The organism is Pseudomonas sp. PB3P13 (genome assembly GCF_054897735.1).
Genome location: NZ_CM142702.1, coordinates 1530963 through 1553679 on the forward strand (window position 1 = coordinate 1530963; position 22717 = coordinate 1553679).

The window sequence follows — 22717 nt, forward strand, 5'->3', positions numbered from 1 at the left end:
TTGTCTGTCGATCCGGCTTCTCGCCAGACGACAAAGGGTGTCTTCACACAATAACAACGGAGAAACACCATGAACGCTACTCACGAAATCGAGAGTCTGATCAACACCTATCGGCAGGCGGTCATCGCCAAGGATGTCGAGCAGCTCATGGCCCTCTATGGCGATGACATCGTTTCCTACGACGCGGTCAAGGCTCTTCAATTTCGCGGCAAACCCGCCTACCGCGCGCACTGGCTCGAATGCATGGAAATGTGCCAGGGCGCGCACATGATCGACTTCGACCAGGTCAACATCGTCGTCGACGAACACATCGCTTTCGCCCACTGGCTGGCCCATTGCGGCGGCACCAATGAACAGGGCGAAACCCAGGCCTGCTGGATGCGCGTAACCGCCTGCTATCGGCGCGACGCCGGGCAGTGGCGCATCGTCCACGAACACTGGTCGGCACCCTTCGACATGATGAGCGGCACGGCGTTGTTCGACTTGCAGCCGTGATCGTTTATCGGGAAGCGGCGCCGAATCGCCGATCTGAGCCATAGTTGATCAGCTGGATTGCGGAGGGTGACATGAAGTATTTATGCCTGGTCTACAGCAACGAGCAGCAATTGCACGGGCTGCCGGAAAGCCCCAAGGATGCCGAATGCATGGCCTACGCCGAAGCGATTCAGGGCAGTGGCCGAATGCTCGCCTCCGAGGCGCTGGAGTCGGTGCAGACCGCCACCACCGTGCGCATGCGCAACGGCAAAATGTCGATCACCGACGGACCGTTCGCCGAAACCAAAGAGCAGTTGGCCGGCTTCTACCTGATCGATGCCAAAGACCTCAACGAGGCCCTCCACGTCGCCGGCCACATTCCGGCGGCGCGGGTCGGCAGTGTCGAGGTGCGACCCGTTCGCCAGTTGAATCCCTGAATAAAAATCACAACACAGGAGTTCCCCATGAGCCCGCCACCCGTGTCATGCAAACCCGCTTTCGAGTTGTCCATCAGTCGCCTGATCGACGCCCCGCGCAGCAGACTCTTCCGTGCCTGGACCGAGCCGGCGTTGCTCGCGCAATGGTGGGGGCCGCACGGAATGACCACGCCCGAATGCGAAATGGACCTCTGGGTCGGCGGCCAGTTTCGCACGCTGATGCGTGCGCCGGACGGCGCGGAGTACCCGACCATGGGGGTTTTTCTGGAAATAGTCGCGCCTGAACGGCTGGTGTTCACCGACGCTTTTATTCCCGGCTGGATTCCGTCGGGCAAACCGTTCATGGCGGCCGAGGTCACGCTGCACGAGCAGGGCAGCCAAACGCTGTACACCGCACGCGCCATGCACTGGTCCGAACAAGACCGCCAGGCCCACGAAGCGATGGGCTTTCATGACGGCTGGGGGCAGAGCCTGGATCGACTGGAAACCCTGGTGACCCAAGGCATGTCGGACTGATGCCTGGCCCGTTGGTGTCGGCTCGGGTCGAACAGGTTTATCGCGAAGAATCGCGGCGAATTCTGGCGACGCTGATCCGTTTGCTCGGCGATTTCGACCTCGCCGAGGAGGCCTTGCACGAGGCCTTTTTCGTCGCGGTCGAGCGTTGGCAGCGTGACGGTGTGCCAGACAATCCGCGCGCGTGGCTGGTCTCCACGGGGCGGTTCAAAGCGATCGATGTACTGCGACGGCGCGCACGTTTTGCGGCATCGCGGCCGCTATTGATCGCGCAACTCGAAGAGCTGGAGCAGGCCGACTGGAGTGACGAAGATGTGGAAGACGATCGCCTGCGCCTGATTTTCACCTGCTGTCACCCGGCGCTTGCGGCCGATGCCCAGGTGCCGCTGACGTTGCGCGAGGTCTGCGACCTGACGACGGAGGAAATTGCCCGAGCGTTTCTGTCGGCACCCAGCGCAATTGCCCAGCGCATCGTTCGCGCCAAAGCAAAAATCCGCGACGCGAAAATCCCCTACCAGGTGCCCACCCGCGCGGAACTGCCTGAACGCCTCGACAGCGTGTTGCGGGTGATTTATCTGGTGTTCAACGAAGGCTATTCGGCATCTGTCGGCCCAGAACTGACCCGCGAGGACTTGACCCGCGAGGCGATTCGACTAGGCCGTTTGCTGATGGAATTGTTGCCGGAACCGGAGGTGATGGGGCTGTTGGCGCTGATGCTGCTGCACGAATCGCGGCGGCCGGCCAGGACTTCTGCAAAGGGTGAGCTGATAGTGCTCGATGAGCAGGACCGTTCGCTGTGGGATGCCGGATTGATCGGCGAAGGCTGTGCGCTGGTGGAGCTGGCGCTGAGCCGGCGGCGCTTCGGGCCTTACTGCCTGCAAGCGGCGATCGCGGCGGTGCACGCGGAGGCATCGTCGGCAGGTGAGACCGACTGGATGCAGATTGTCGGCCTGTATGACGCGCTTTTGCGGGCGGTCCCATCGCCGGTCATCGAGCTGAATCGCGCCGCCGCGATTTCCCGGCGCGATGGGCCGCTGGCCGGGCTGGCGTTGATCGAGGGGATTCTGGCGCGCGGCGAACTGCTCGATTATCACTTGGCCCACTCCGCGCGTGCAGATTTCTGTCGGCAACTGGGGCGTAACGACGAAGCACGTGCGGCTTACGAAAGGGCGCTGGAGCTGACACAGCAAATGCCGGAGCGACGGTTTATAGAGGCACGGATCAAGGCGCTGCGCTGAGGCGAGTGAACGCGCAAACCCTGTGGCGAGGGGGTTTACCCCCGTTGGGGCGCGAAGCGACCCTAAATCCCGTCAATCACATGTCCCTGACACACCGCGAGTAACGGGTTTTATCGACTGCTGCGCAGCCGGACGGGGGTAAACCCCCTCGCCACAATGGATTAATGTGGCTTTCAAGATCAATAATCCTGCCGCTTGCGAAATGCCCAGCGCCCGGCAACAACGGTAAACGTCGCCACCAGCGCAACCAGGATCCAGAACCCATGCGCATCATCCGCCAGCGGCACGCCGCCGACGTTCATGCCAAAAAAACCGGCAATGATGTTGATCGGCAACGCTAGCACCGTCACCACCGTCAGGGTGAACAGCGTGCGGTTGCTTTGTTCATTGAGGTTGGCGGCGATCTCTTCCTGCAGCAATTTGATCCGCTCGCCCAGCGCCGTGAGGTCGTTGATGATCAGTGCAAATTCCTCCGTGGATTTTCGCAACTCTTTGACGTCCTCCTTCTGCAGCCATTGCGGTGGGCGATTGAGCAGCCGCAGCAACGAGCCCGGCTCCAGCGCCAGCAGGCGTTGCAGACGCACCAGCACCCGGCGATTGGCCCCCAGTTCGGCGCGGTTGGTCGACAGGCGCGACGACAACAACTGATCTTCGATGTGATCGACGCTGAGGCTGGTCTTGCGCACGATCTGGGTCAGCACCTCGCCCTGATCACGCAGCAAATGCACCAGCAATTCCAGCGGTGAACGAAAGCGTTCACCAGCCTTCACCGATGAGCGCAACTTGTCCACCGAGTGCAGCGGTTGCAGGCGCGCGCTGATGAGCAGGCGACTGCGGGCGCAGACCCACAGCGTCGACACATCCGAAGAGACCATGCTGCTGAGGTTGAACACCACATCGTTGACCACTGCCAGCAATGCCGAATCGACATGCTCGATACGCGTCGAACGCGAGCCCTCGTGCAAGGCTTCGAAAAATTCATCGGGCAATTGCAGGTGATTTTTCATCCAGCGCTCGCACGCGGCGTGGGCCAGGTTGAGGTGCAGCCAGAGAAATTCATCGCTGTCGTCCGCTTGCTGCAGGCAGCGCAACGCCTGTGCCGAATCGATCTCCCGACCGCGCTCGCCGGGACGAAAAACAAAACCGTACAGCAGACCGAACAGGTCCGGATCGCGATGACTTTGGTCAATGCTGTAGTTCATGGTTTCTCGCAAAAGGGGAGGCGCGCTCGTCAGCTGTTTTTTCCGAATATTTCAGGTTCACGTCGGCCGCATGATCGCAACTGCGCATGACGTTTTTGTGACAAGAAAGTGATTGAAAAACACGTGCTACCGACGGTCGGATTTAACTCAAGAACCGCTCTGGCACGCCGATTTCGCATAGGTTAAGTTGTGCGGCACCGGTCCGGTTCGCCGCCGCAGAAAACAGGGATGTTCAGACAATTCCCACGCCTTTTTCAGGCGTGCCTCACTTCTGTCATGAGTACCGTCCATGTTTTTGCAAAAGTCGTTACGAGCGCAAATTCTCGCCCTGCTGAGTGGCAGCCTGTTGGCGATATTGTTGATTGCGCTGGCCTGCTTCCACTTTCTTTCAGACGGCGTGCAAGGCTATGCCAACCTGATCCAGGGACCGCTGCGCACTTCGCAACTGATCGATGAGGCCAACCTGCAATTCAAGGTGCAGGTTCAGGAATGGAAAAACGTTTTGTTGCGCGGCAAGCAACCGGCAGACCTGGACAAATACTGGAAACAATTCCAAGACCGGCAGCGCGATGTGCAGGGCATCCTCGGGGAACTGGCCGCGCAGAAAGGCATCGAGGCGCAATTGAAGACGCGCATCGAACGCTTGCGTGACGAACACCGTCAGTTAGGTGCGGCCTACCAGAAAGGTCGTGACGCCTTTGTCGCGGCGGGTGGCGAACCGACGGCGGGCGACACGGCCGTGAAGGGCGTGGACCGCGCCACCAGCGAGCAGATGAGCGAGTTGGTCAACGAGTTGCGTCGCCAGGGCACCGAGCAGTCGCAATCGATCAGCGCCAGTGCCGATCGCACGGTGTTTCTCGGGACTCTCGTCATGCTCGTTTCCGGCTTGTTGATTGGCCTGTTCAGCCTGTGGCTGGTCAACCGCAACCTGGTCGGCCCTATCCGCCAGCTGATCGAATACGTTGCGCAACTCAGCCAAGGCAAGTTCGCCGAGCGCGTGGCCAGCACCCGTCAGGATGAACTCGGCAAATTGGCGATTGCCGCTAATACGCTGCGCGATTTCCTCGCCGATACTTTCAGCCGTCTGCAGGCCAGCGCCAGGAACCTGGACAGCGCCAGTGGTGAGCTGCAATCAATCGCCGGCCTCATGGCCAGCGGCACCAATGAGCAATTCAGCCGCACCGATCAGGTGGCCACGGCGATGAACGAAATGTCCGCCACCGCGCAGGAAGTCGCGCGTCACGCCGCCGACGCCGCGCGCGCCGCCGATGATGCCGACCAGTCCGCGCAACAAGGCGAAAAGGTCATGCAAGGCACCATCCACACCATCACGCAGATGCGCGGTGAAATCGCCAATACCGCCACGGTGATCCGTCGTCTGGAAACTGACAGTGGACGTATTGGCAAAGTGCTGGAAGTGATTCGCGGCATCGCCGAACAAACCAATCTGCTGGCGCTGAACGCCGCTATCGAAGCTGCCCGTGCCGGTGAGGCCGGGCGCGGTTTTGCGGTGGTCGCAGATGAAGTGCGCAGCCTGGCACAGCGCACGGCGGCGTCGATCATCGAGATCAATCAGATCATCCAGACCGTGCAGACCGGTGCAGTGGACGCCGCGCAGGCCATCGAAAGCGGGCAGTCGCGCAGTGAAGAAAGTGTCGAGCAAGTGACTCAGGCCGGCGCCATGCTTGAGCGCATCACCCAGGCAGTGGAAGCGATTCGCGACATGAACCGGCAGATCGCCACGGCGGCCGAAGAGCAGACCTCCGTCGCCGAAGACATCTCGCGCAACCTCACTGAAATCACCAGCATTGCCAGCACCAACCTGGACAACGTCCAACGTACTGAAGCGGCCAGCCACAACCTGCATGGGTTGTCCGGGCAATTGAACGAAGTGACAGCGCGGCTGAGCGCCTGATCGCGGCTTAACGGTTTTTTCAGGACGAAAAAAAAACGCACGATAGTTCGATCGTGCGGCTTTGCGAGGCGCGTTAGCGGGTCTTATTTGTCGCTCAGGACTTCGCCAGTCGCGGCCAATATATCGACATTTCGCTTGACCTTTTTCGGGTCAAGCCTTTCGACTTCATAGATGTAACCCTTGAGACGGTGCTCCAATTGGGTGCTAGTGATCTTCGAACCCGGGTGTAAGTTCAGCGCGACCTGGTTCAGCTCTTCCAGCGGCTTTACCTTGCCTTCCTTTAGTAGCTCAGGAATATGGTGAAGCAGTACGTTGTCTTCGACGGCCTGGGCCAAGCCGATAGTGAGAGTCAGGGTTGCAGCGGTGAACAAGGCAGTTATTGTTTTCATGGGACTTAATCCTTGGGTAGGTAAGTAGCGAGGCACACGTTATTCGTCGCTGCTTAACCAATTCTTAATTTTTTCCCGTTGAATCAAAGTCTTACAATTGGCCAGATGCAAAAAAGCCGCACGGTCCGAAGAGGTGCGGCTTGTTGTGCGGTGTATCAGGTGTCTTGTTTGTCGCTCAGTACTTTGCCAGTGGTGGCATCGAAGTCCACGTCAAATTCTTTACCATCAGCGGTTTTCAGTTCCACTTCGTATTCATAGTTGTCGAAGTGGTTGTCCAGGTCCGTGTCGGTGATGGTCGCCCCCGGGTGCAATTTCAGAGCCGCCTGGTTCATTTCTTCCAGTGGCTTGATCTTCCCGCTTTTGACCAGCTCAGGGATCTGGTCGACGCGAACATCAGCTTGCGCCACGCCAGCGGTGAGTGTCAGGGCAGCAGCGGTGAACAGGGCAGTTAATGTTTTCATCGGTTCATTCCTTGGGTTGCTGTTTAAGTGAGTCCACAGTAACTGGGGCAACTTAATCCACCCTTAATTCCCGGATACATTCGGTTTTAATGTTGGAGCAAGGCTTGCCCGCGATGCAGGCACCCCGGTCTCAATCAATATCCGTTATTCGTCAACAACTGCGCCACGCTCGCCGCTGCCGGCCGTTTATAAAATTTGAGCAATTCGCTGGCGCGGTTGGTGAAAATGCCATCGACCCCGGCATCCATGACTTTCTGATAATCCACCGCATCGTCAACGGTGTACACGTGCACCAATAGCCCCTGATCATGGGTGTATTGGTTCATCCACGGTTTTACCAGGTCCGAATAACTTTGATCGCCACCCTTGGTCAACGCGGCAGAAGGGCCGGTGCCGATGGCACCCTGGGCCTTGGCATAATCGACCCAGCGCTGGAATTCGGCTTTATCCTTCGGTTCCTGTTTGGCGTAGTAAGTCGCCTTGTCCTTGTCGCCGGACTCGGCAAACTTAACTGTCGACTTCGGCTCGATGCTGCCTTCGCCGACCCACAACAGAAGTATTTTCGGCACTTGCGGCATCTCTTTTTGCAGGAGTTCGAGGCTACTCTTCTCGAACGTTTGCAGCACCACTTTGCCTTTGCCCTGGCCGACGCCGAGAGCGCTCTTGGCCAGTTTCGAGCCAGTCGGGCTCAACCAGCCGCGATCATGCAGTTTTTCCTTGAGGTCGCGTTCGAGCCCGGGAAACTGCTTCGGTTCTTTGGTTTCGATGTACAGACCGGGTTTGTGCAGCGGGTTGCCTTGGGCGATGTCGATGATTTCATCGAGGGTCAGGACTTTCAGGCCCACGTACGAAGGGCGCGCGCGATCCGGATACGCCGTGTTGAACCAGCTGCCGGCGTCCAGTGTTTTCAATTCGGCCATGGTGAACGCGTTGGCCGGGCTGTCCTTGCGCTCGGGGAATTTGCTCGCGACATCAGTCGTGCGTTGCAGGTTGTCGTCATGCAACGCAAACAGCACGCCGTCCTTGCTGCGCTGCAGGTCCAGCTCGAGGTAATCGACGCCCAGGTCGCGCGCCAGTTTGTAGGCAGGTGCGGTGGATTCCGGAGCATCGAACGACGCGCCACGATGAGCAATCACCGCCGGGTGCGGAATGCCGGAACGGGTGGCCAGCGCAGTCGGGCTCGGTTCGTTGGCGGCGTGGGCCTGGCCGATGCCGAGCAGCACGCTCAGCAGCAGGGCGCTCTTGGTAAAGATGACAGGCATGGTCGAGATCCTTTCGCAGAATGTTCAAAGACGTCCTTTTTAACAACTGAGCGCCGCTTGCGCTATCGCAAGGCCGACATTAACCCTTTCAAATAGGTTTTTTCAGTCGTTTTGTGCGGCGCTTTGCAGTCCTCTTCGACCTGGCAGTTTGCTCCGCAGGGAACGCCCTTCCTTGCGTGTAAATCCTCGGTCACTTTTCAGGTCGGGGAGGCGGGGTCCAGATTCAAACTTCATGACAGGCGAGAAACATGTCCAGCGCCGACTCCACGACGGAGGTCTGCATCTCGGGCAAAAGGCCGGGCAGCCCCATGGAAATCTGCGGCCAGAAGGCGAAGGATTTGAGCATTCCATGAATCTGTTGGGCGGCAAACTCGGGGTCGCCCGGCTTCAATCTTCCATCGGCCTGCGCCGCGCGAATCCACACGGTCAGGCCTTCTTCACGTTGCCCCATCCTTGCGACCATATCTTGCGCACGCTCCGGGGAATGGATCGTGGCCGCGATGGCGACGCGTGCCAGGTCAAGAAAATTGTCATCGGCCAGCATCTGCATTTTCGCCATCAACATCAGACGCATCTGATTGCGAAGCGGCAGATCGGGGCGGTAGGGCGTTTCCTGTTCTGCCGTCACCCGGGCCCATAACTGATTGAGGATTTCGGCGAACAGCGCTTCCTTGCTCGGGAAGTGGTTGTACACCGTGCGCTTCGACACGTCAGCGCGGGCGGCAATCCTGTCCATGCTGGTGATGTCGAAACCGTGCGCACGGAATTCGGCAATCGCCGCCTGGATGATCGCTTCGCGTTTTCGGTCGGTCAGGCGCTGTGGGGCTGTCATAAGTACGCTTCGGCAAAATGGGGTAAGAACTACACTTGGCAGTTTACTTGTGATCGGCTTTGATGCAACCTTGAAACTACACTGTGCAGTGTAACGTTTCGTTAATGCTGTGCAGCCAACAATAGAGTCTCCGGCTGATGCGTGCATGCCTTGGCCAATTTTCGTCCTACCGCTGAAACCGCGTAATCGTGCGGTTCCCTGGAGTCATTCAGTCATGGCCACTGCCAAAAATGTCGCTGAACCGGAAGCTTCCCGTCGGGCACAGGGGCAATTCAAAAACCATGCGCCGGTGCAACGTGAAGGTGTTGGAAAAATGCTTCGGATCATGTGGAACATGATCTTTCACAAACCGCCAAGCACCCGGCCGAGCACCGCTGTTTCGGTGCAACGCCTGACTCGCGACGCGTTGATCGCCGCACCCAATCACAGTGTTTATCGCCTTGGCCATTCCACCGTATTGCTGAAAATGCAAGATAAATTCTGGATCACCGATCCGGTCTTCGCCGAACGTGCCTCGCCGGTGCAGTGGGCCGGACCGAAGCGCTTTCACCAGCCACCGATCAGTCTGGAGGACCTGCCACCGGTTGAGGCGGTGATCCTGTCCCACGATCACTACGACCACCTCGATTATCAGGCTGTTCTGGCGTTGGCGCAGAAGACTCAGTATTTCCTCACCCCGTTGGGTGTTGGCGACACCTTGATCAAGTGGGGCATCGACGCCACCAAAGTGCGCCAGCTGGATTGGTGGCAGGGCACCGAAGTTGCCGGCATCCAGTTTGTCGCCACGCCGTCGCAGCATTTTTCCGGCCGCGGCCTGTTTGATGGCAACAGCACCCTGTGGGCTTCGTGGGTGATGCTCGACGGTGACACGCGCATCTTTTTCAGCGGCGACAGCGGTTACTTCGACGGCTTCAAACGTATTGGCGAACAATATGGTCCGTTCGACCTGACGCTGATGGAAACCGGCGCCTACAACGTGGAGTGGCCGCATGTGCACATGCAGCCCGAGCAAACCCTGCAAGCGCACATCGACCTCAAAGGCCGCTGGCTAATGCCGATTCACAACGGCACATTCGATTTGTCCATGCACCCCTGGTACGAACCGTTTGACCGGATACTTGCGCTGGCCTGGGAGCGCAGTGTGTCGATTACCACACCCCAAATGGGTGAGGCGTTCAACCTGATGTATCCGCAGCGAGGTGGTGCCTGGTGGACGGAAGTAACGGATGTAGGCGATCGAGGCGAAATTCAAAGCGCCTGACGTTCAGAATCCAAGCCGCTTGGATACAAGCGGCCGGACTGTACGTTACTCACCCATTGCATATTCCGCCCTTACCCCTGCATCCGCCACGGCGCCTTTCCCACTCATCCCACGCCCCGGCGCAAATCCCGGGAAAAACACCAAACCCTCGGACTCGAACCGATATGCCAGCGCCAGTCGCTGCGCATCCGAGACGTCACGCCGGGCCTCGAATCGCTCAATCGCGTCTACCGACACGCCAGACTCTCGCGAAAGCTGCTCGACGCTCCAACCCAGCATCGCTCGCGCCTGGGCGCTGTGAGCCGGGGTGAATTGGAAGAGGGCGATACGTTCCAGGGTGATTTTCATCGCATAAGAGGCCATGGTGTTCTCCGGGCTCAAGAGTGCTTATCCAAAAGTACTGTGATTTTGTACAGTTGTTTTGCGGCCGGATCAAACTCATTTTTTAATTTTTGCTATTTTGGCCCTGCCATCCAGACGGACGGTGAGTACCCCTAACGCAAGCCGATCAGCCATTTTTCGAACCCTGAAATGGATTACCGGTCTGCAAAGCCCGGCGCTTCCCGAATAATCAGGTGATCCAGGTTCTCGATATTCGCACTGAACACCCCGAACGTTTGCTCGGGGTTGTTCTTGCTCGGCACCTGCTTCAACTCAGGCGTCACACCGTAGAAAAAACAAAACAACTCTTTCTCGCTGTCGACGGCGTGTTTGATTTCTTGCAGAAATGCTTTGCGCTTTCGGTAGTTCTCGATCAACTTTTTGCTCAAATAAACGTTGACTGAGTAAGGCTTCTTCTTCGACTCGTCTGCCTGCTTGAACCAGACCTTCTGCTCGAAATCGATGCGAAAGCTCTGCGTGTAATCCTTGATCTCCTTGATCTTGCCCCAGTAAATCAGCCCTTTGTTGTCCGTCAGGTACTCGATCTTTTTGAAGAACGACGAATACGGCGCCGTGTGGTCGCCGATCTTCAGCGGCATGCGCTTGAGCAGGTCTTTGTCTTCAAAGTTGGAAACGAAGCACTCCACCGGATGGGCGAAAACGCTCGTCTTGTCTGGCGCCGTTTCAGGGCCTGAATGCACTGCGTGGTTGTCTGCAAAACGGCTTTCCGGAATATCCCGACATGCATCCTCTGCGGCCGCTGGGCTTGATGGCTTGCGCACATACTGACGCCGGGTCAGTAACAATTCCGACGGGAAATGCTCCTCACGGACGTCATCCGTTTCCACATCGGAAGCCGGCGTTTTGAGACTGACATAAGGGCAATCCGCCACATGCCGGGTGCCGGGCGTGTTCTTGAAGTGCGGCGTGCGGATGTAATTGACGTTCTTGGCGTTGAACGTCGTCAACACATTCGCCGCCTCGAACGCCGCTCTGCAGGCGTCATTGGGACATTGGAAATGTTCCTTGGCGGAATCGAACTCCATCGTCTCGTCAAAATTCAAATCGCGCACGTCATAGATCGACAGCTTGGTGTCGAGGCTGAGGCAGTAGGCGAGGTCGAATTTCATGGTGGGCTCGGGTCCTGAGTAGGGAAGGGTATTAATAGCGGGACGCGGGGCGGGTTGCACTGAATGTTTTAACGCAGCGCAAATCTGCCGGCGTACACGCCGAGCAGACGGAGCGACGCTCTGACAAAGCCCCTTGGGCAACTGTGTTCAGAGCCTGCGGATTCTTCAAGTAATGAATTTGGCGCAATTGACCTGTAAGAAATGGCAGTAGACGGTTGTTGTTTTTTGCAGGACCTTTACAAGCAGGTGGTTTATTCGCCCATCAGAGTAGAGAAAGGAAGTTTGCGGCAGGTCTTTAGTTATTTTTCCTCCCAAGGCCAGGGGTGCAGCGCGATATTTCGCGCAGTGCCTTTTTGCAATCCAGTGGAAGGGCAATGTGAAAAAAATTATTGCGTCCGGTGTGCTTGGTCTTTTGTTGGGTCATCCTGCTTTCGCGGGAGCGCTAGCGAGTGCCGACCCCAAAGAGAAATTTGTAGAGCATTTACTTGAACAAATGACGCTGGAAGAAAAGATTGGGCAACTACGGCTGATCGCTATTGATGACAGCATGACTCCCGAAAGGATCCGCCAAGAGATCACCGCCGGGCGAATTGGCGGTACATTCGGCTCTGTGGCCCGTTACCTGAACCGCCCATTGCAAGACGCGGCTCAACGTAGCCGCCTGAAAATACCGATGTTTTTCGGCTGGGACGTATTACACGGTCATCGAACCATTTTTCCCATTGGCCTGGCATTAGCCTCCAGTTGGGATATGGCCGCTATTGAGTTGAGCGGTCGAACGGCGGCGAAAGAAGCCAGTGCGGACGGTATCGATTTAACCTTTGCGCCGACAATAGACATTGCCCGTGATCCTCGTTGGGGGCGCACCTCCGAAGGCTTTGGTGAGGACACCTATCTGGTTTCGCGTATTGCCAAAGTGATGGTTCAGGCTTACCAAGGCAAAAGCCCAGATGCACCGGACAGCATCATGGCCAGTGCCAAACACTTTGCGTTGTATGGTGCTGTCGAGGGTGGGCGCGACTACAACAGTGTCGACATGGGCTTGGTCAGGATGTATCAGGACTACCTGCCGCCTTATCGTTCGGCGATTGATGGTGGAGCGGGCGCTGTGATGGTGGCTCTTAATACAATAAATGGTGTGCCAGCAGCGTCCAATACATGGTTGATGCAAGATCTGCTTCGCAAGACGTGGGGCTTCAAGGGACTGGTCATCGGCGACCATAGTGCAATTGCCGAGCTGGTTCAGCACGGTGTCGCGAAAGATCATCGCGAAGCTGCCATGCTCGCAATCAGGGCTGGCATTGATATGAGTATGAACGACTCATCTTATGGTCAAGAGCTGCCGGGGCTGCTTGAAACAGGATCTATTTCTCAGAGCCATATTGATAACGCGGTGCGGGAGGTACTGGGTGCCAAGTACGATATGGGACTGTTCGAAGACCCTTATCGGCGCATTGGCATTGCCGCGCAAGACCCCGCGGACAATAACGCCGAAAACCGTCTGCACAGAGCTCAGGCCCGTGATGTGGCCCGCAAGACATTGGTGCTTTTGAAGAATGAGAACCGGCTGTTACCGCTAAAAAAAGAGGGTGTGATTGCGCTCATAGGTCCATTGGCAACAAGTTCCGTCGACATCATGGGCAGTTGGTCTGCGAGCGGTGTGCGCGCGCAATCGGTAACGATCTACGACGGACTGAAAAGCGCAATGAACCAGGGCTCGTTGACCTATGCCCGGGGTGTCAATCTCACAGAGGATCTGGAGGTTATTAAATACCTGGGAGCGTCCGAAGTTGACAATGACCCTCGTGCGGCTAAAGAAATGATCGACGAAGCGGTCAAGGTTGCACAGCAGGCCGATGTCGTCATTGCAGTCGTGGGTGAACCCCGCAGCATGTCTCACGAAGCGGCCAGTCGAACCAGCCTCGATCTCCCTGGGCGCCAAAGTGAGCTGATCACGGCGCTGAAAGCGACGGGCAAGCCGTTGGTGCTGATATTGATGAACGGCCGGCCACTTTCCATCGGCAAGGAGCAGGAGCAGGCCGATGCGATTCTGGAAACCTGGTACAGCGGTACCGAGGGAGGTAATGCAGTTGCCGATGTGTTGTTCGGCGACTACAACCCGTCCGGCAAATTACCCATCACCTTTCCGCGCTCCGTCGGGCAAATCCCTAATTACTACAGCCACCTGAACACCGGTCGACCCTACCTGCCGGGTGGCCCACGCAACTACAGGTCTCAATACTTCGATCAACCCCATGGCCCGCTTTATCCCTTCGGCTATGGGCTGAGTTATACCGATTTCAGCCTGTCTGAAATCTCCCTCTCGACTCAAGTGCTCAAGAGCACAGGCCACATCAATGCCAGCATCACCGTGCGAAATATTGGCCAGCGCGATGGCGAAACGGTGGTTCAGCTTTATATCCGCGATGTCGTTGCGTCCATCAGCCGTCCAGTCAAAGAACTAAAGGACTTTCAAAAAATCATGCTCAAGGCTGGAGAGGAGAAAGTGGTTCATTTCAGCATCGATGAGAGCGACTTGAAGTTCTTTAACGCACAGTTGAAGTACGCCGCCGAGCCGGGCGAGTTCCGGGTGCAAATCGGTCTGGATTCCCAGGATGTGAAAGAGCAGAGTTTTGAATTGCTATAGGGTCAACGCAGTGGCTGATGGGATGTACGGTCCCGTGTAGGAGCGAAGCTTGCTCGCGAATGATCCTGAGTGCACACCAAATATCTGGTTTAGGCATTATCATCCACAACCTTCGACGAACATCGTCAAAAGCAGAATCGTCATAGCGTTCGAATTCTCCAGCTTCAGCTCGCGTGACCCAATCTACAGAGGTGCATATGACTGAACGGCTGCATGTAAGCATGCACGAAGCGCAATCCCAGCTCGCCAAACTCGCTGAACGTGTTTGGCAGGGCGACGCGGTTGTTATCACCAAAGACGGCAAGCCCTATCTGAATCTGCTGCCTCATGTTGCTGCAGCTCGGGCGCGTGAGCCTGGGCGTTTGAAGGGAAAATTCGAATCTCTGCGGAATTTGATATGACCACCGAGAGCACCATCAATGGATTCGAAAGTCACCTGTGATTTGGAAGCGAGCCGCAAAGGCCTCAGTGGATACACCACAAAAAATCCACTGTCTGAAATTCAAACAGCGGATTTTTTAACGGCGTTAACTATCAGTACTCTCGCAACACCCGTGACAACTTCCTCCACCACGACCCGCGCTGATTGAATGGATCATCCGCCAATACACACGGCATATCCCTCAACCGAATCCACGGTTCATCCTGCCAGTGCAACATGCAGAGAGACATCTTCGGCCAGTCCAGCACACTCAACTTCGGACGCTCATCCGACCGGGATGGACGCGCATCACGCAGCGCTGGCACGACCAAATGAGTCAGCCATTCCCGCAGCAGCCGATACTCAGGGCAATAGTGATAAACCAGCAATGCGTAAACGCCGGATTCGCTGATCATCAGCCGTTCCTCCGCGGTTCCATGAGCCTGCAGGAGCATCATCTGTCGCTGGTCTGGATCGAGCTTGCGAGACATTCGTTCGTCGAGATATTTCCCCATCAATCGCCCAATGTCGTGAGCGCAGAACCAAGCCTGGTTTTCCAGGAGCAGCGCATGAAGATGTCTGCCGTGACGAGTGAATACAGTTGGGATGAGGCAATCAGGCATGGTGTACCTCCAGACCCGGAGGTGAGCAATCGAAAGTACGGGTACGGAGATTCACCTTCTTCATGAAGGTTGGATAGTCAGGCATTTCCTTTACCTCTGGCTGCTTTCTTAGGGCATTCGTTATGGGTGTCGGGAGCTAAGAAACCCACCAGAGACGGGCCGGACATATTCCCCTTTCGGGTCTTGTATTCGCCCACTCCCGACATAACGGGGATTTTCTCGCAGGCGTAGAGGAACCGCAGACGAAAAAAAGCCGCATGACTGTCGGGTGCGGAGGACCGCTCTGGTTTGAAGAGTTTCTTAGGCTCGGAGACGAGGGTAGGTGGATCAGAGGCAGTCGTCAATCGGCGACTTTTCCTACCTCTTGAGAAACAAAACGAAATCTGGACAAAGGCGGCGAGTAAATTATGCTGTGTTTATATCCAGTATTGGCCGCATTATTTTTTAGCCTTGTTTTCATACCGTGCTGCTATGTCTCGTATCACGATACCAAAGAAATTTCATTTACTTTGAGGTTTCAAGGGCTAGAATGGTGACCAATCGTCACAGCTTTGACCCAGAGGAATTTCGGGCTCATGAATCTTTTTGAAACGCCATCTTTTGAATCTCTGAGCGAAATGACTTCAGGCTCGCATGAGCCGGCCACTCATCCTGTGACTGATCTTGCCCTGCTGCATAAGTTGCTTGAGATCTATGATCAGGGGCAGCTTGCCGAGATTCTCAACGATGTGAGCCCAACCCATTGGTGCCGTGAAACGATCAACCGCTGGGTTAAAGGCAAGGCGTCGCCGAAGCTTTCCCACATTGAATTCACTCGCCTGGAAGCGCTGCTACCCAAGCGTTTGAATCACAAACCCTCCTTTACCTTCATCGATCTTTTCGCAGGCATTGGCGGCATCAGAAAAGGTTTTGAAGCCATCGGTGGCGAATGCCTTTTCACATCCGAGTGGAACAAGTACGCGGTCAAAACCTACAAGGCCAACCACTTCTGTGATCCGGTTCGCCATCGTTTCAATCTCGATATTCGCTCGGTTACGCTTTCAGACAAACCAGAAATCAGCGACGAAGAAGCTTACGAAAACATCAGACGCGAGATTCCTGATCACGATGTCCTCTTAGCAGGCTTTCCGTGCCAGCCATTCTCCCTTGCCGGTGTTTCCAAGAAGAACTCTTTGGGGCGTAAGCACGGTTTCGAGTGTGAGACCCAAGGCACTCTGTTCTTCGACGTAGCCCGCATCATTGCCGCGAAAAGGCCTGCCGCGTTCCTGCTTGAAAACGTGAAAAACCTGAAAAGCCATGACAAGGGCAATACTTTCCGGATCATTTGCGAAGCGCTGGATGAGTTGGGCTATGAGGTCGCAGATGTAAATGCGCCGAAGGGTTCAGACCCCAAGGTCATCGATGCCAAGCATTTCGTGCCGCAGCATCGTGAGCGAATTGTGCTGGTAGGTTTTCGTCGTGACCTGAATGTCCACCAAGGCTTCAGCTTGCGTGATATCAGTAAACTGATACCGAAGCAGCGTCCCAGCTTTGGTGATTTGCTTGATAAGAATGTCGATGAAAAATACATCCTTACGCCGAAGCTTTGGGACTATCTCTATCGGTACGCCGCGAAGCACCGTGAGAAGGGCAACGGTTTTGGCTTTGGCTTGACTCGTCCAAACGACGTGGCGCGCACGCTATCGGCGAGATATCACAAGGACGGTTCGGAAATCCTGGTTGACCGTGGGTTTGTGGAAACCTTGGACTTCGACAGTGATCTGAATCAAATCAATCGTCCCCGGAGGCTCACTCCGCATGAGTGCTCGCGACTGATGGGTTTTGATAAGCCTGGGGAAAGCAAATTTGTGATTCCTGTTTCTGATACCCAAGCCTATCGGCAATTTGGTAACTCGGTAGCGGTGCCGGTTTTTGAAGCTGTGGCTCGGCTAATGAAAGATCGTATTCTTGCTGCAAAGGAAAAAAATCACGATGTAGAGCAGCCGCAATTGGAAATTACGCTTGCCAATTAGCCTTGGCTTAGTGATATTTAGCCACTATTGCACGTTGGAGTACGGATTCTTCTCCATCGTGGGCGATATCACAGGAGATTGGGCGTGTCTGGGGCTATCGAAACACCGTTAGAGCAGGTTTCCAGCCTGATGCGTTCCTACGGGGCAAAGCGAGTTCTCTTCAAACTTTTGGCGAATAACGACAATTCCAAGCAACAAATATATTTTGGTAGTGACTTCGACGTCTTACGTTTATTACCTCATGGTGATTTAGTCGGAGAGCCTGCAGGAGACAGGGGGCTAATGTACAAAGCCCCTATCAGTTTAAGCTGGGTTAGTATGGAGGGGGGCGATCCTACCCCAGCGCTTGGGGCCCAACTTATACTCTATCCTAAGTATCCAGAAGTTCGTTTGTCAGGCTTTCTAAGAGGCTCAGCTTTAGCGCCCTCCAAGTTGATGTCTCCACCGTCTCCGGAGGAGCGAGCGACGCGCGAGGGTATGCATCGTTGCTTGATTCTAGGGATATGCGAGGATGATACTGTGCTCGCGTATTGTGGAACATGGGATGGTTTGCTTAGTCGTGACGCGAATTTTCGCATAAATAAAGGCCTTCCTAAAGTCGCCTCTGTTTTTTATGAGCTGGAACAGCCTGTTCAACAAGGACGTATTCTTCTCCTAAATAAGCTCTCAGAAATATATCGCGCTGGCCCTATTAGGTCTTGCCGCTTGAATTCATCTGGGCAGTTGATGGAGTACCAAGCCAAGAATGGTGCTGGTTATACCTTAGAGAGTCTTTTTGGAATTATGCCAAATGGTCGATCTGAGCCGGATTTTCATGAGTGGGAACTTAAATCCCACAGCTCTGGCGCGGTGACATTGATGACGCCTGAGCCTGATTCTGGAATTTACCGAGAGGACTTGGCGTACTTTTTAAATGAGTATGGTCGTAATGATTCTATGCGTAGAGATTTTACTGGTCGCCACTTGGTCAATAGCATGAATAAGGATAGTCAACTTACTCTTAGGATGGAGGGTTATGATCCTTTACTTGCAGAAGTTATAGATCCTGAGGGTGGGATTTTTCTTCGTGATCGAAGAGGGGTTCTGGCTGCAGGTTGGTCTTTCAATAAGATTTTAACTCATTGGTCTAGAAAGCACTCAAATACAGCGTACGTCAGCTACTCTGTGGATGAAAGGGATGTTCGTTATTATCACTACGGACCAAATATTTACTTGTGTAGTGGTGCCGGCCTCAAACCTTTTCTACAGGCGTTATACGGGGATGTTGTGTACTATGACCCGGGCGTAAATATGAAATTGGGTAAAGCTGGATGGGTCTCGAAGAAACGAAATCAGTTTAGAGTTGGGTGGAAGAACATTAATCAGTTGTACAATAAAACTGAATTAATTGTGCTTTAAAATCGAAGAAGGGCAGGAGGTCGTATTGGTTGATATTGTCGATCGCTCGACTAGATCACGGATGATGTCGGGTATAAGGGGGAAACATACCAAGCCCGAGTTGATTCTTCGGCATTATCTTCATGCTAGAGGACTTAGGTATAGGCTTCACCGTAAAAACTTACCGGGCCAGCCGGATTTGACTTTGCCAAAATACAATCTTGTGATTTTTGTGCATGGGTGTTTTTGGCATTGTCACCCTAATTGCAGCTATGCTACAACTCCTGCATCTAATCTTGAGTTCTGGAATGAAAAGCTGAAAGGAAATTTCGAACGTGACCATAGAGTTGCTGAAACGCTTCTCTCTTTAGGCTGGAGGGTACTAACCGTCTGGGAGTGCGGGCTAAAACACTGTGGTGGAGATCTTGATAAGGTAGTTGATTTAGTTACTTCGGATTTAAAGTCAATGTGTTGGCCTTTCTCGCCTCCAAAGCCAAAAAAATAGATTTTAGATCGGCGGGTTAAACCTGCTTTCAATGTTAAAGTGGCTTGTAGCTTTCATCTTGATAATCGTCTTCCATTTCTTCCAAATTTTCTATAAATGGTTTTAGGCTGACAAATTCGGGTTGCCACTGCTCTGGCGTGAAGATTTTTAACTTTCCAAGATTGTCGAATATATCAGTTCGTATTTTTAACAGTAGATTTGGTTTTTCTTGATTGTTGATCCACTCAAAAGCATGCTCATTGTCTTTTGCTTTTGTTGGTACTTCCTTGAAATTATTAGAGGATAGTAGTTCGTTTAGCTCCGTTTGCGTAGAGAAAAAGATCCTATGGTTTATATTTAAACTGTTTCTGATTGAACTGAATATTGGATGGTTGGTTAATAGTATTTCCTTGAATGCTTGGTCGCCTGTTTTTCTTTCTTCAGTTAATAAGGTCACTAGTTGGTTCAACGTTTGAGCTGTTGCCTTTATTTCATTTAATACTTGAAATTCTTTGTGTTTTGAGTTTTCGGCTAGCAGGCGTTGAAATAAACCTGCCCATTGCTCTTTGAGGTAGTTGGTTATGTCTGAGCTTGTTTCAAAATTGGCGATAGGGTTGTTTGCTGGAAGCGCTTGGATTTCTTCAATGAATTTAAATATGCGTTTGTCATCCACGGAAGCGTACGACATTTGGTCGAGATGTTTATTCATCGCATAGGTTCTAAGTTCTAAATGCACTTCCTTCGAAATAAAAATGTATACCTGCTTTCCAAGCTCTATGGCTGTTTTTAATTCGGTGTTTGATATTGAGTGGTCATTTACTTTTGATTGACTGCCGTACCTACCTCCGATAATCGAAACTAGAATATCTGCCGAATGAATTTCTTTATAGCAGTACTCTTCAAGCTTCTCGTCGTTACCATATGGTATGTGTCCGCGTTCGTTTAGTACGGGGTCATAGCCTTGGTCTGAAACGAAGCGCTCTAAGTCTGCTCGGATGTTTTTCAAGTCAAAATATGTGGAACTGATAAAGACTTTAGGCTTTGCCATGCTATCTTCCGTAAACCCATTTTTAGGATTAATGGCTGTAAAATTATCAGGAAGAGTTTATAACATGTCATTGAGCCATCATCAATGTTTGATTTTTGCTGTTGGATGGGAGGCGAGTTTGAATACTCCGACGCTTGGTTTTTAGAGCGTTCTATCCAGCTATAGATTTTAATTAAAGGCGATTGATCCGCAAAAAAAGCCAGAGAAAATTCTCTGGCTTTTTTTAATCTTGAAGAAAAGTTCTGGCTATCAATCCCAGCTCAACGCCCCACCCGTCTGATACTCAATAACCCGCGTCTCAAAGAAATTCTTCTCTTTCTTCAAGTCCATAATCTCGCTCATCCAAGGGAACGGATTCGTCGTCCCCGGGTACTCTTCTTTGAGACCGATCTGAGAAAGACGACGGTTAGCAATAAACTTGAGGTAATCCTCCATCATCGCCGCATTCATGCCGAGAACCCCGCGAGGCATGGTGTCGCGAGCGTATTCGATCTCCAGCTGAGTGCCCTGCAGAATCATCTGCGAAGCTTCTTCCTTCATCTCGGCATCCCACAAGTGCGGGTTTTCGATTTTGATCTGGTTGATCACGTCGATGCCGAAGTTCAGGTGCATGGATTCGTCGCGCAGGATGTATTGGAACTGCTCGGCGACGCCGGTCATTTTGTTGCGGCGGCCCATGGAGAGGATTTGGGTGAAGCCGCAGTAGAAGAAGATGCCTTCCAGGACGCAGTAGTAGGCGATCAGGTTGCGCAGCAACTCTTTGTCGGTTTCGACGGTGCCGGTTTCGAACTTCGGATCGGAGATCGAACGGGTGTATTTGAGGCCCCAGGTGGCTTTTTTCGCGACCGACGGGATCTCGTGGTACATGTTGAAGATCTCGCCTTCATCCATGGCCAGCGATTCGATGCAGTACTGGTAAGCGTGGGTGTGGATCGCTTCTTCGAAGGCCTGGCGCAGGATGTACTGGCGGCATTCCGGGTTGGTGATCAAGCGATAGACAGCCAGCACCAGGTTGTTGGCAACCAGGGAGTCGGCGGTGGAGAAGAAGCCGAGGTTGCGCATGACGATGCGACGCTCGTCGTCGGTCAGGCCTTCCGGGTCTTTCCAGAGGGCGATGTCGGCGGTCATGTTGACTTCTTGCGGCATCCAGTGGTTTGCGCAACCGTCCAGGTACTTCTGCCAGGCCCAGTCGTACTTGAATGGCACGAGCTGGTTGAGGTCGGCGCGGCAGTTGATCATGCGTTTTTCGTCAACGGCGACACGGGCGGAGGCGCCTTCGAGTTCGGCGAGGCCTTCGGCGATGTCGAGGTTGTCCAGGGCAGCCTTGGCGCGAGCGATGGCGGCGGAGTCGGACGCGGTGACAGCGCGAGCTTCTTGGGCGGCAACACCGCCGGCGGTGTCGAGGCGGTCCATGTTGGCTTCAGTCGCGTGGCCGGCGTTGGCGCCTTTGACCACGGTTTCAGCGCTGTCTTCTTTGTCGAATTCGTCCCAGCTCAGCATGACGTGTCGTCTCCTGCGTGAGGGCCAGCTTGCCCGTGTGATGGTTTGTCACACGACCGCTTTGGCCGCATTGGATAAAGGTCGTTTTTCAGCAGCTATACGCAGGCATCAAACAGAATTTTGTACGGGGTTCCGAGAGCCACTGATGGGCGCAGGCTGCGATGGACGCTGCTGCGGGGCTTCAGACTGGCTTTTCGCCCTGTAAGGGAATATTGCAGTCCCGTTTAAGCCGGCATTATAAGGAAGTTTTCGCCGGCGTGGTGCGGCGAATCGGCCCATGGAGCGGCCGCAAGGGAGGGTTTTTCGAGCAAAGCGAGGCAATACAGGGCTTTGGCTGATGCAAAAAATTTTTCGGTGATTTTGACGTCGTGCGGAAGTTGTGCAAAAAACGTCCAAAAAATGCGTTTTTCACTACATCTAGTGTTTTGCAATGACTTTTTGCGCTTCTCAACACAACTGAGCCCGGCCGAAGCCGGGCTGTAATCGACCTGCAGCGGCACGCTGACAGAGGGCGATTGGGCGCAGTCTTTATCAGCCGCTGGAGCAGCCGTTACCCATGACGCTGTAGCGCAGAATGTGGCGTTGGCCCTTTGAGTCGTCGTATTCCATTGTCGCTGGAACAACTTCGCAGACGTTGGGGATTTCACTCACGGAGATAACGTTGGCGATGTCCAGGTGAGTGGAGTAAGTGTATTGCTCGATTGCCGGTTGTTGCTGGGCGACATCAGTCGGGACCTCGTCTGCCATGGCGGTTACGCACAGGCTGGAGAGGGCCAGAACCCATAAAGCTTTCATTTCGGAGTTACCTTTTTTGAGGTCGAAAGGGGTCACGCAGTCTTTTTGGGGCTGCGTGTGGAACTTGGTAATGGGTTATTTGATTAACTGCCTTGGTGGGGGCTGTTACTTGGTTAATCAGGGTTTGCCTTGTTGGCGAGGCAGATTTTAGGCGTGGGGGATGTATTCATATAGGTGGGGTTTTGATAAACACTTTTGACAGATTTTGTAACAATCATCCAATAGCTGAGCCTTCCTGCGGTTTTTTGTAACAGCCGCTATCCACGACATTTTGTAGGGCCTTGTTACTACCATCGTCGAATGGTTCTATAGGCC

22 protein-coding genes are annotated in these 22717 nt (G+C 54.2%); 11 read left to right on the forward strand and 11 right to left on the reverse strand.

All coding sequences use genetic code 11. From position 1 onward, the window contains the following. Positions 1-69: 69 nt before the first annotated feature. The 4 genes from ACYZT1_RS06815 to ACYZT1_RS06830 all read left to right on the forward strand — a co-directional run bounded on the left by ACYZT1_RS06815 (position 70) and on the right by ACYZT1_RS06830 (position 2662). Entirely contained in the window at positions 70-495 is a 426-nt protein-coding gene (locus ACYZT1_RS06815) for a YybH family protein (protein ID WP_462018257.1), read from the forward strand. 71 nt (positions 496-566) lie between these two features. After that, positions 567-911: a YciI family protein gene (locus ACYZT1_RS06820; protein WP_462018258.1), complete on the forward strand. Its 345-nt coding sequence runs from the start codon at positions 567-569 to the stop codon at positions 909-911. Positions 912-938: 27 nt separating this feature from the next. Next, positions 939-1427, forward strand: coding sequence for an SRPBCC family protein (locus ACYZT1_RS06825; protein ID WP_462018259.1), 489 nt, complete (start codon positions 939-941; stop codon positions 1425-1427). Then, positions 1427-2662, forward strand: a complete 1236-nt coding sequence (locus ACYZT1_RS06830) for an RNA polymerase sigma factor (protein ID WP_462018260.1) — start codon at positions 1427-1429, stop codon at positions 2660-2662. The genes ACYZT1_RS06825 and ACYZT1_RS06830 overlap by 1 nt, the downstream gene beginning before the upstream one ends. Before the next feature lie 179 nt (positions 2663-2841). On the opposite strand, the gene ACYZT1_RS06835 is transcribed toward ACYZT1_RS06830, so the two are convergent. After that, on the reverse strand, positions 2842-3864 hold the full coding sequence (locus ACYZT1_RS06835; protein ID WP_462018261.1) for a transporter: 1023 nt from the start codon (positions 3862-3864) through the stop codon (positions 2842-2844). 289 nt (positions 3865-4153) lie between these two features. Here ACYZT1_RS06835 and ACYZT1_RS06840 point away from each other — a divergent pair, with 289 nt between their 5' ends. Then, entirely contained in the window at positions 4154-5779 is a 1626-nt protein-coding gene (locus tag ACYZT1_RS06840; RefSeq protein WP_462018262.1) for a methyl-accepting chemotaxis protein, read from the forward strand. 83 nt (positions 5780-5862) lie between these two features. On the opposite strand, the gene ACYZT1_RS06845 is transcribed toward ACYZT1_RS06840, so the two are convergent. The 4 genes from ACYZT1_RS06845 to ACYZT1_RS06860 all read right to left on the reverse strand — a co-directional run bounded on the left by ACYZT1_RS06845 (position 5863) and on the right by ACYZT1_RS06860 (position 8723). Then, positions 5863-6168, reverse strand: a complete 306-nt coding sequence (locus ACYZT1_RS06845; RefSeq protein ID WP_462018263.1) for a PepSY domain-containing protein — start codon at positions 6166-6168, stop codon at positions 5863-5865. Positions 6169-6323: 155 nt separating this feature from the next. Then, the gene (locus ACYZT1_RS06850; RefSeq protein WP_462018264.1) at positions 6324-6629 is read right to left on the reverse strand and encodes a PepSY domain-containing protein; all 306 of its coding nucleotides are present in this window, start codon (positions 6627-6629) and stop codon (positions 6324-6326) included. Between the two features lie 134 nt (positions 6630-6763). Then, entirely contained in the window at positions 6764-7891 is a 1128-nt protein-coding gene (locus ACYZT1_RS06855; RefSeq protein ID WP_462018265.1) for a glycerophosphodiester phosphodiesterase, read from the reverse strand. 223 nt (positions 7892-8114) lie between these two features. Then, on the reverse strand, positions 8115-8723 hold the full coding sequence (locus ACYZT1_RS06860; protein ID WP_462018266.1) for a TetR/AcrR family transcriptional regulator: 609 nt from the start codon (positions 8721-8723) through the stop codon (positions 8115-8117). 214 nt (positions 8724-8937) lie between these two features. On the opposite strand from ACYZT1_RS06860, the gene ACYZT1_RS06865 reads away from it, so the two are divergent. Then, positions 8938-9984 carry an MBL fold metallo-hydrolase gene (locus tag ACYZT1_RS06865; protein WP_462018267.1) on the forward strand — a complete coding sequence of 349 codons (1047 nt, stop codon included), beginning with the start codon at positions 8938-8940 and terminating at the stop codon, positions 9982-9984. Between the two features lie 45 nt (positions 9985-10029). Here the strand turns inward: ACYZT1_RS06865 and ACYZT1_RS06870 are convergent, their stop codons facing one another. Beyond that, positions 10030-10347: a helix-turn-helix domain-containing protein gene (locus tag ACYZT1_RS06870; protein WP_462018268.1), complete on the reverse strand. Its 318-nt coding sequence runs from the start codon at positions 10345-10347 to the stop codon at positions 10030-10032. A 173-nt stretch (positions 10348-10520) separates the two neighbouring features. After that, entirely contained in the window at positions 10521-11495 is a 975-nt protein-coding gene (locus ACYZT1_RS06875; protein WP_462018269.1) for a hypothetical protein, read from the reverse strand. A gap of 400 nt (positions 11496-11895) precedes the next feature. Between ACYZT1_RS06875 and bglX the strand changes: the two genes are divergently transcribed. Next, positions 11896-14142: a beta-glucosidase BglX gene (gene bglX, locus ACYZT1_RS06880; RefSeq protein WP_462019201.1), complete on the forward strand. Its 2247-nt coding sequence runs from the start codon at positions 11896-11898 to the stop codon at positions 14140-14142. A 197-nt stretch (positions 14143-14339) separates the two neighbouring features. Beyond that, positions 14340-14543, forward strand: coding sequence for a type II toxin-antitoxin system Phd/YefM family antitoxin (locus tag ACYZT1_RS06885; RefSeq protein ID WP_462018270.1), 204 nt, complete (start codon positions 14340-14342; stop codon positions 14541-14543). A 133-nt stretch (positions 14544-14676) separates the two neighbouring features. Here ACYZT1_RS06885 and ACYZT1_RS06890 read toward each other — a convergent pair whose 3' ends face one another. Continuing rightward, complete coding sequence (locus ACYZT1_RS06890; protein WP_462018271.1) at positions 14677-15186, reverse strand: BRO-N domain-containing protein; 510 nt, start codon at positions 15184-15186, stop codon at positions 14677-14679. A 575-nt stretch (positions 15187-15761) separates the two neighbouring features. Here ACYZT1_RS06890 and dcm point away from each other — a divergent pair. The 3 genes from dcm (at position 15762) to ACYZT1_RS06905 (ending at position 19080) form a co-directional block, all read left to right on the forward strand. Further along, on the forward strand, positions 15762-17198 hold the full coding sequence (gene dcm, locus ACYZT1_RS06895; protein WP_462018272.1) for a DNA (cytosine-5-)-methyltransferase: 1437 nt from the start codon (positions 15762-15764) through the stop codon (positions 17196-17198). Between the two features lie 84 nt (positions 17199-17282). Then, on the forward strand, positions 17283-18596 hold the full coding sequence (locus ACYZT1_RS06900) for an MvaI/BcnI family restriction endonuclease (RefSeq protein ID WP_462018273.1): 1314 nt from the start codon (positions 17283-17285) through the stop codon (positions 18594-18596). Between the two features lie 25 nt (positions 18597-18621). Then, positions 18622-19080, forward strand: coding sequence for a very short patch repair endonuclease (locus ACYZT1_RS06905; protein WP_462018274.1), 459 nt, complete (start codon positions 18622-18624; stop codon positions 19078-19080). 34 nt (positions 19081-19114) lie between these two features. Here the strand turns inward: ACYZT1_RS06905 and ACYZT1_RS06910 are convergent, their stop codons facing one another. The 3 genes from ACYZT1_RS06910 to ACYZT1_RS06920 form a co-directional block, all read right to left on the reverse strand. Beyond that, positions 19115-20107, reverse strand: coding sequence for a DUF4062 domain-containing protein (locus ACYZT1_RS06910; RefSeq protein WP_462018275.1), 993 nt, complete (start codon positions 20105-20107; stop codon positions 19115-19117). 249 nt (positions 20108-20356) lie between these two features. After that, positions 20357-21607: a ribonucleotide-diphosphate reductase subunit beta gene (locus ACYZT1_RS06915; protein ID WP_028622416.1), complete on the reverse strand. Its 1251-nt coding sequence runs from the start codon at positions 21605-21607 to the stop codon at positions 20357-20359. Between the two features lie 531 nt (positions 21608-22138). Further along, a complete protein-coding gene (locus ACYZT1_RS06920) occupies positions 22139-22402 on the reverse strand; it encodes a DUF2790 domain-containing protein (protein WP_462018276.1) in 264 nt (87 codons plus the stop codon). Between the last annotated feature and the right edge of the window lie 315 nt (positions 22403-22717).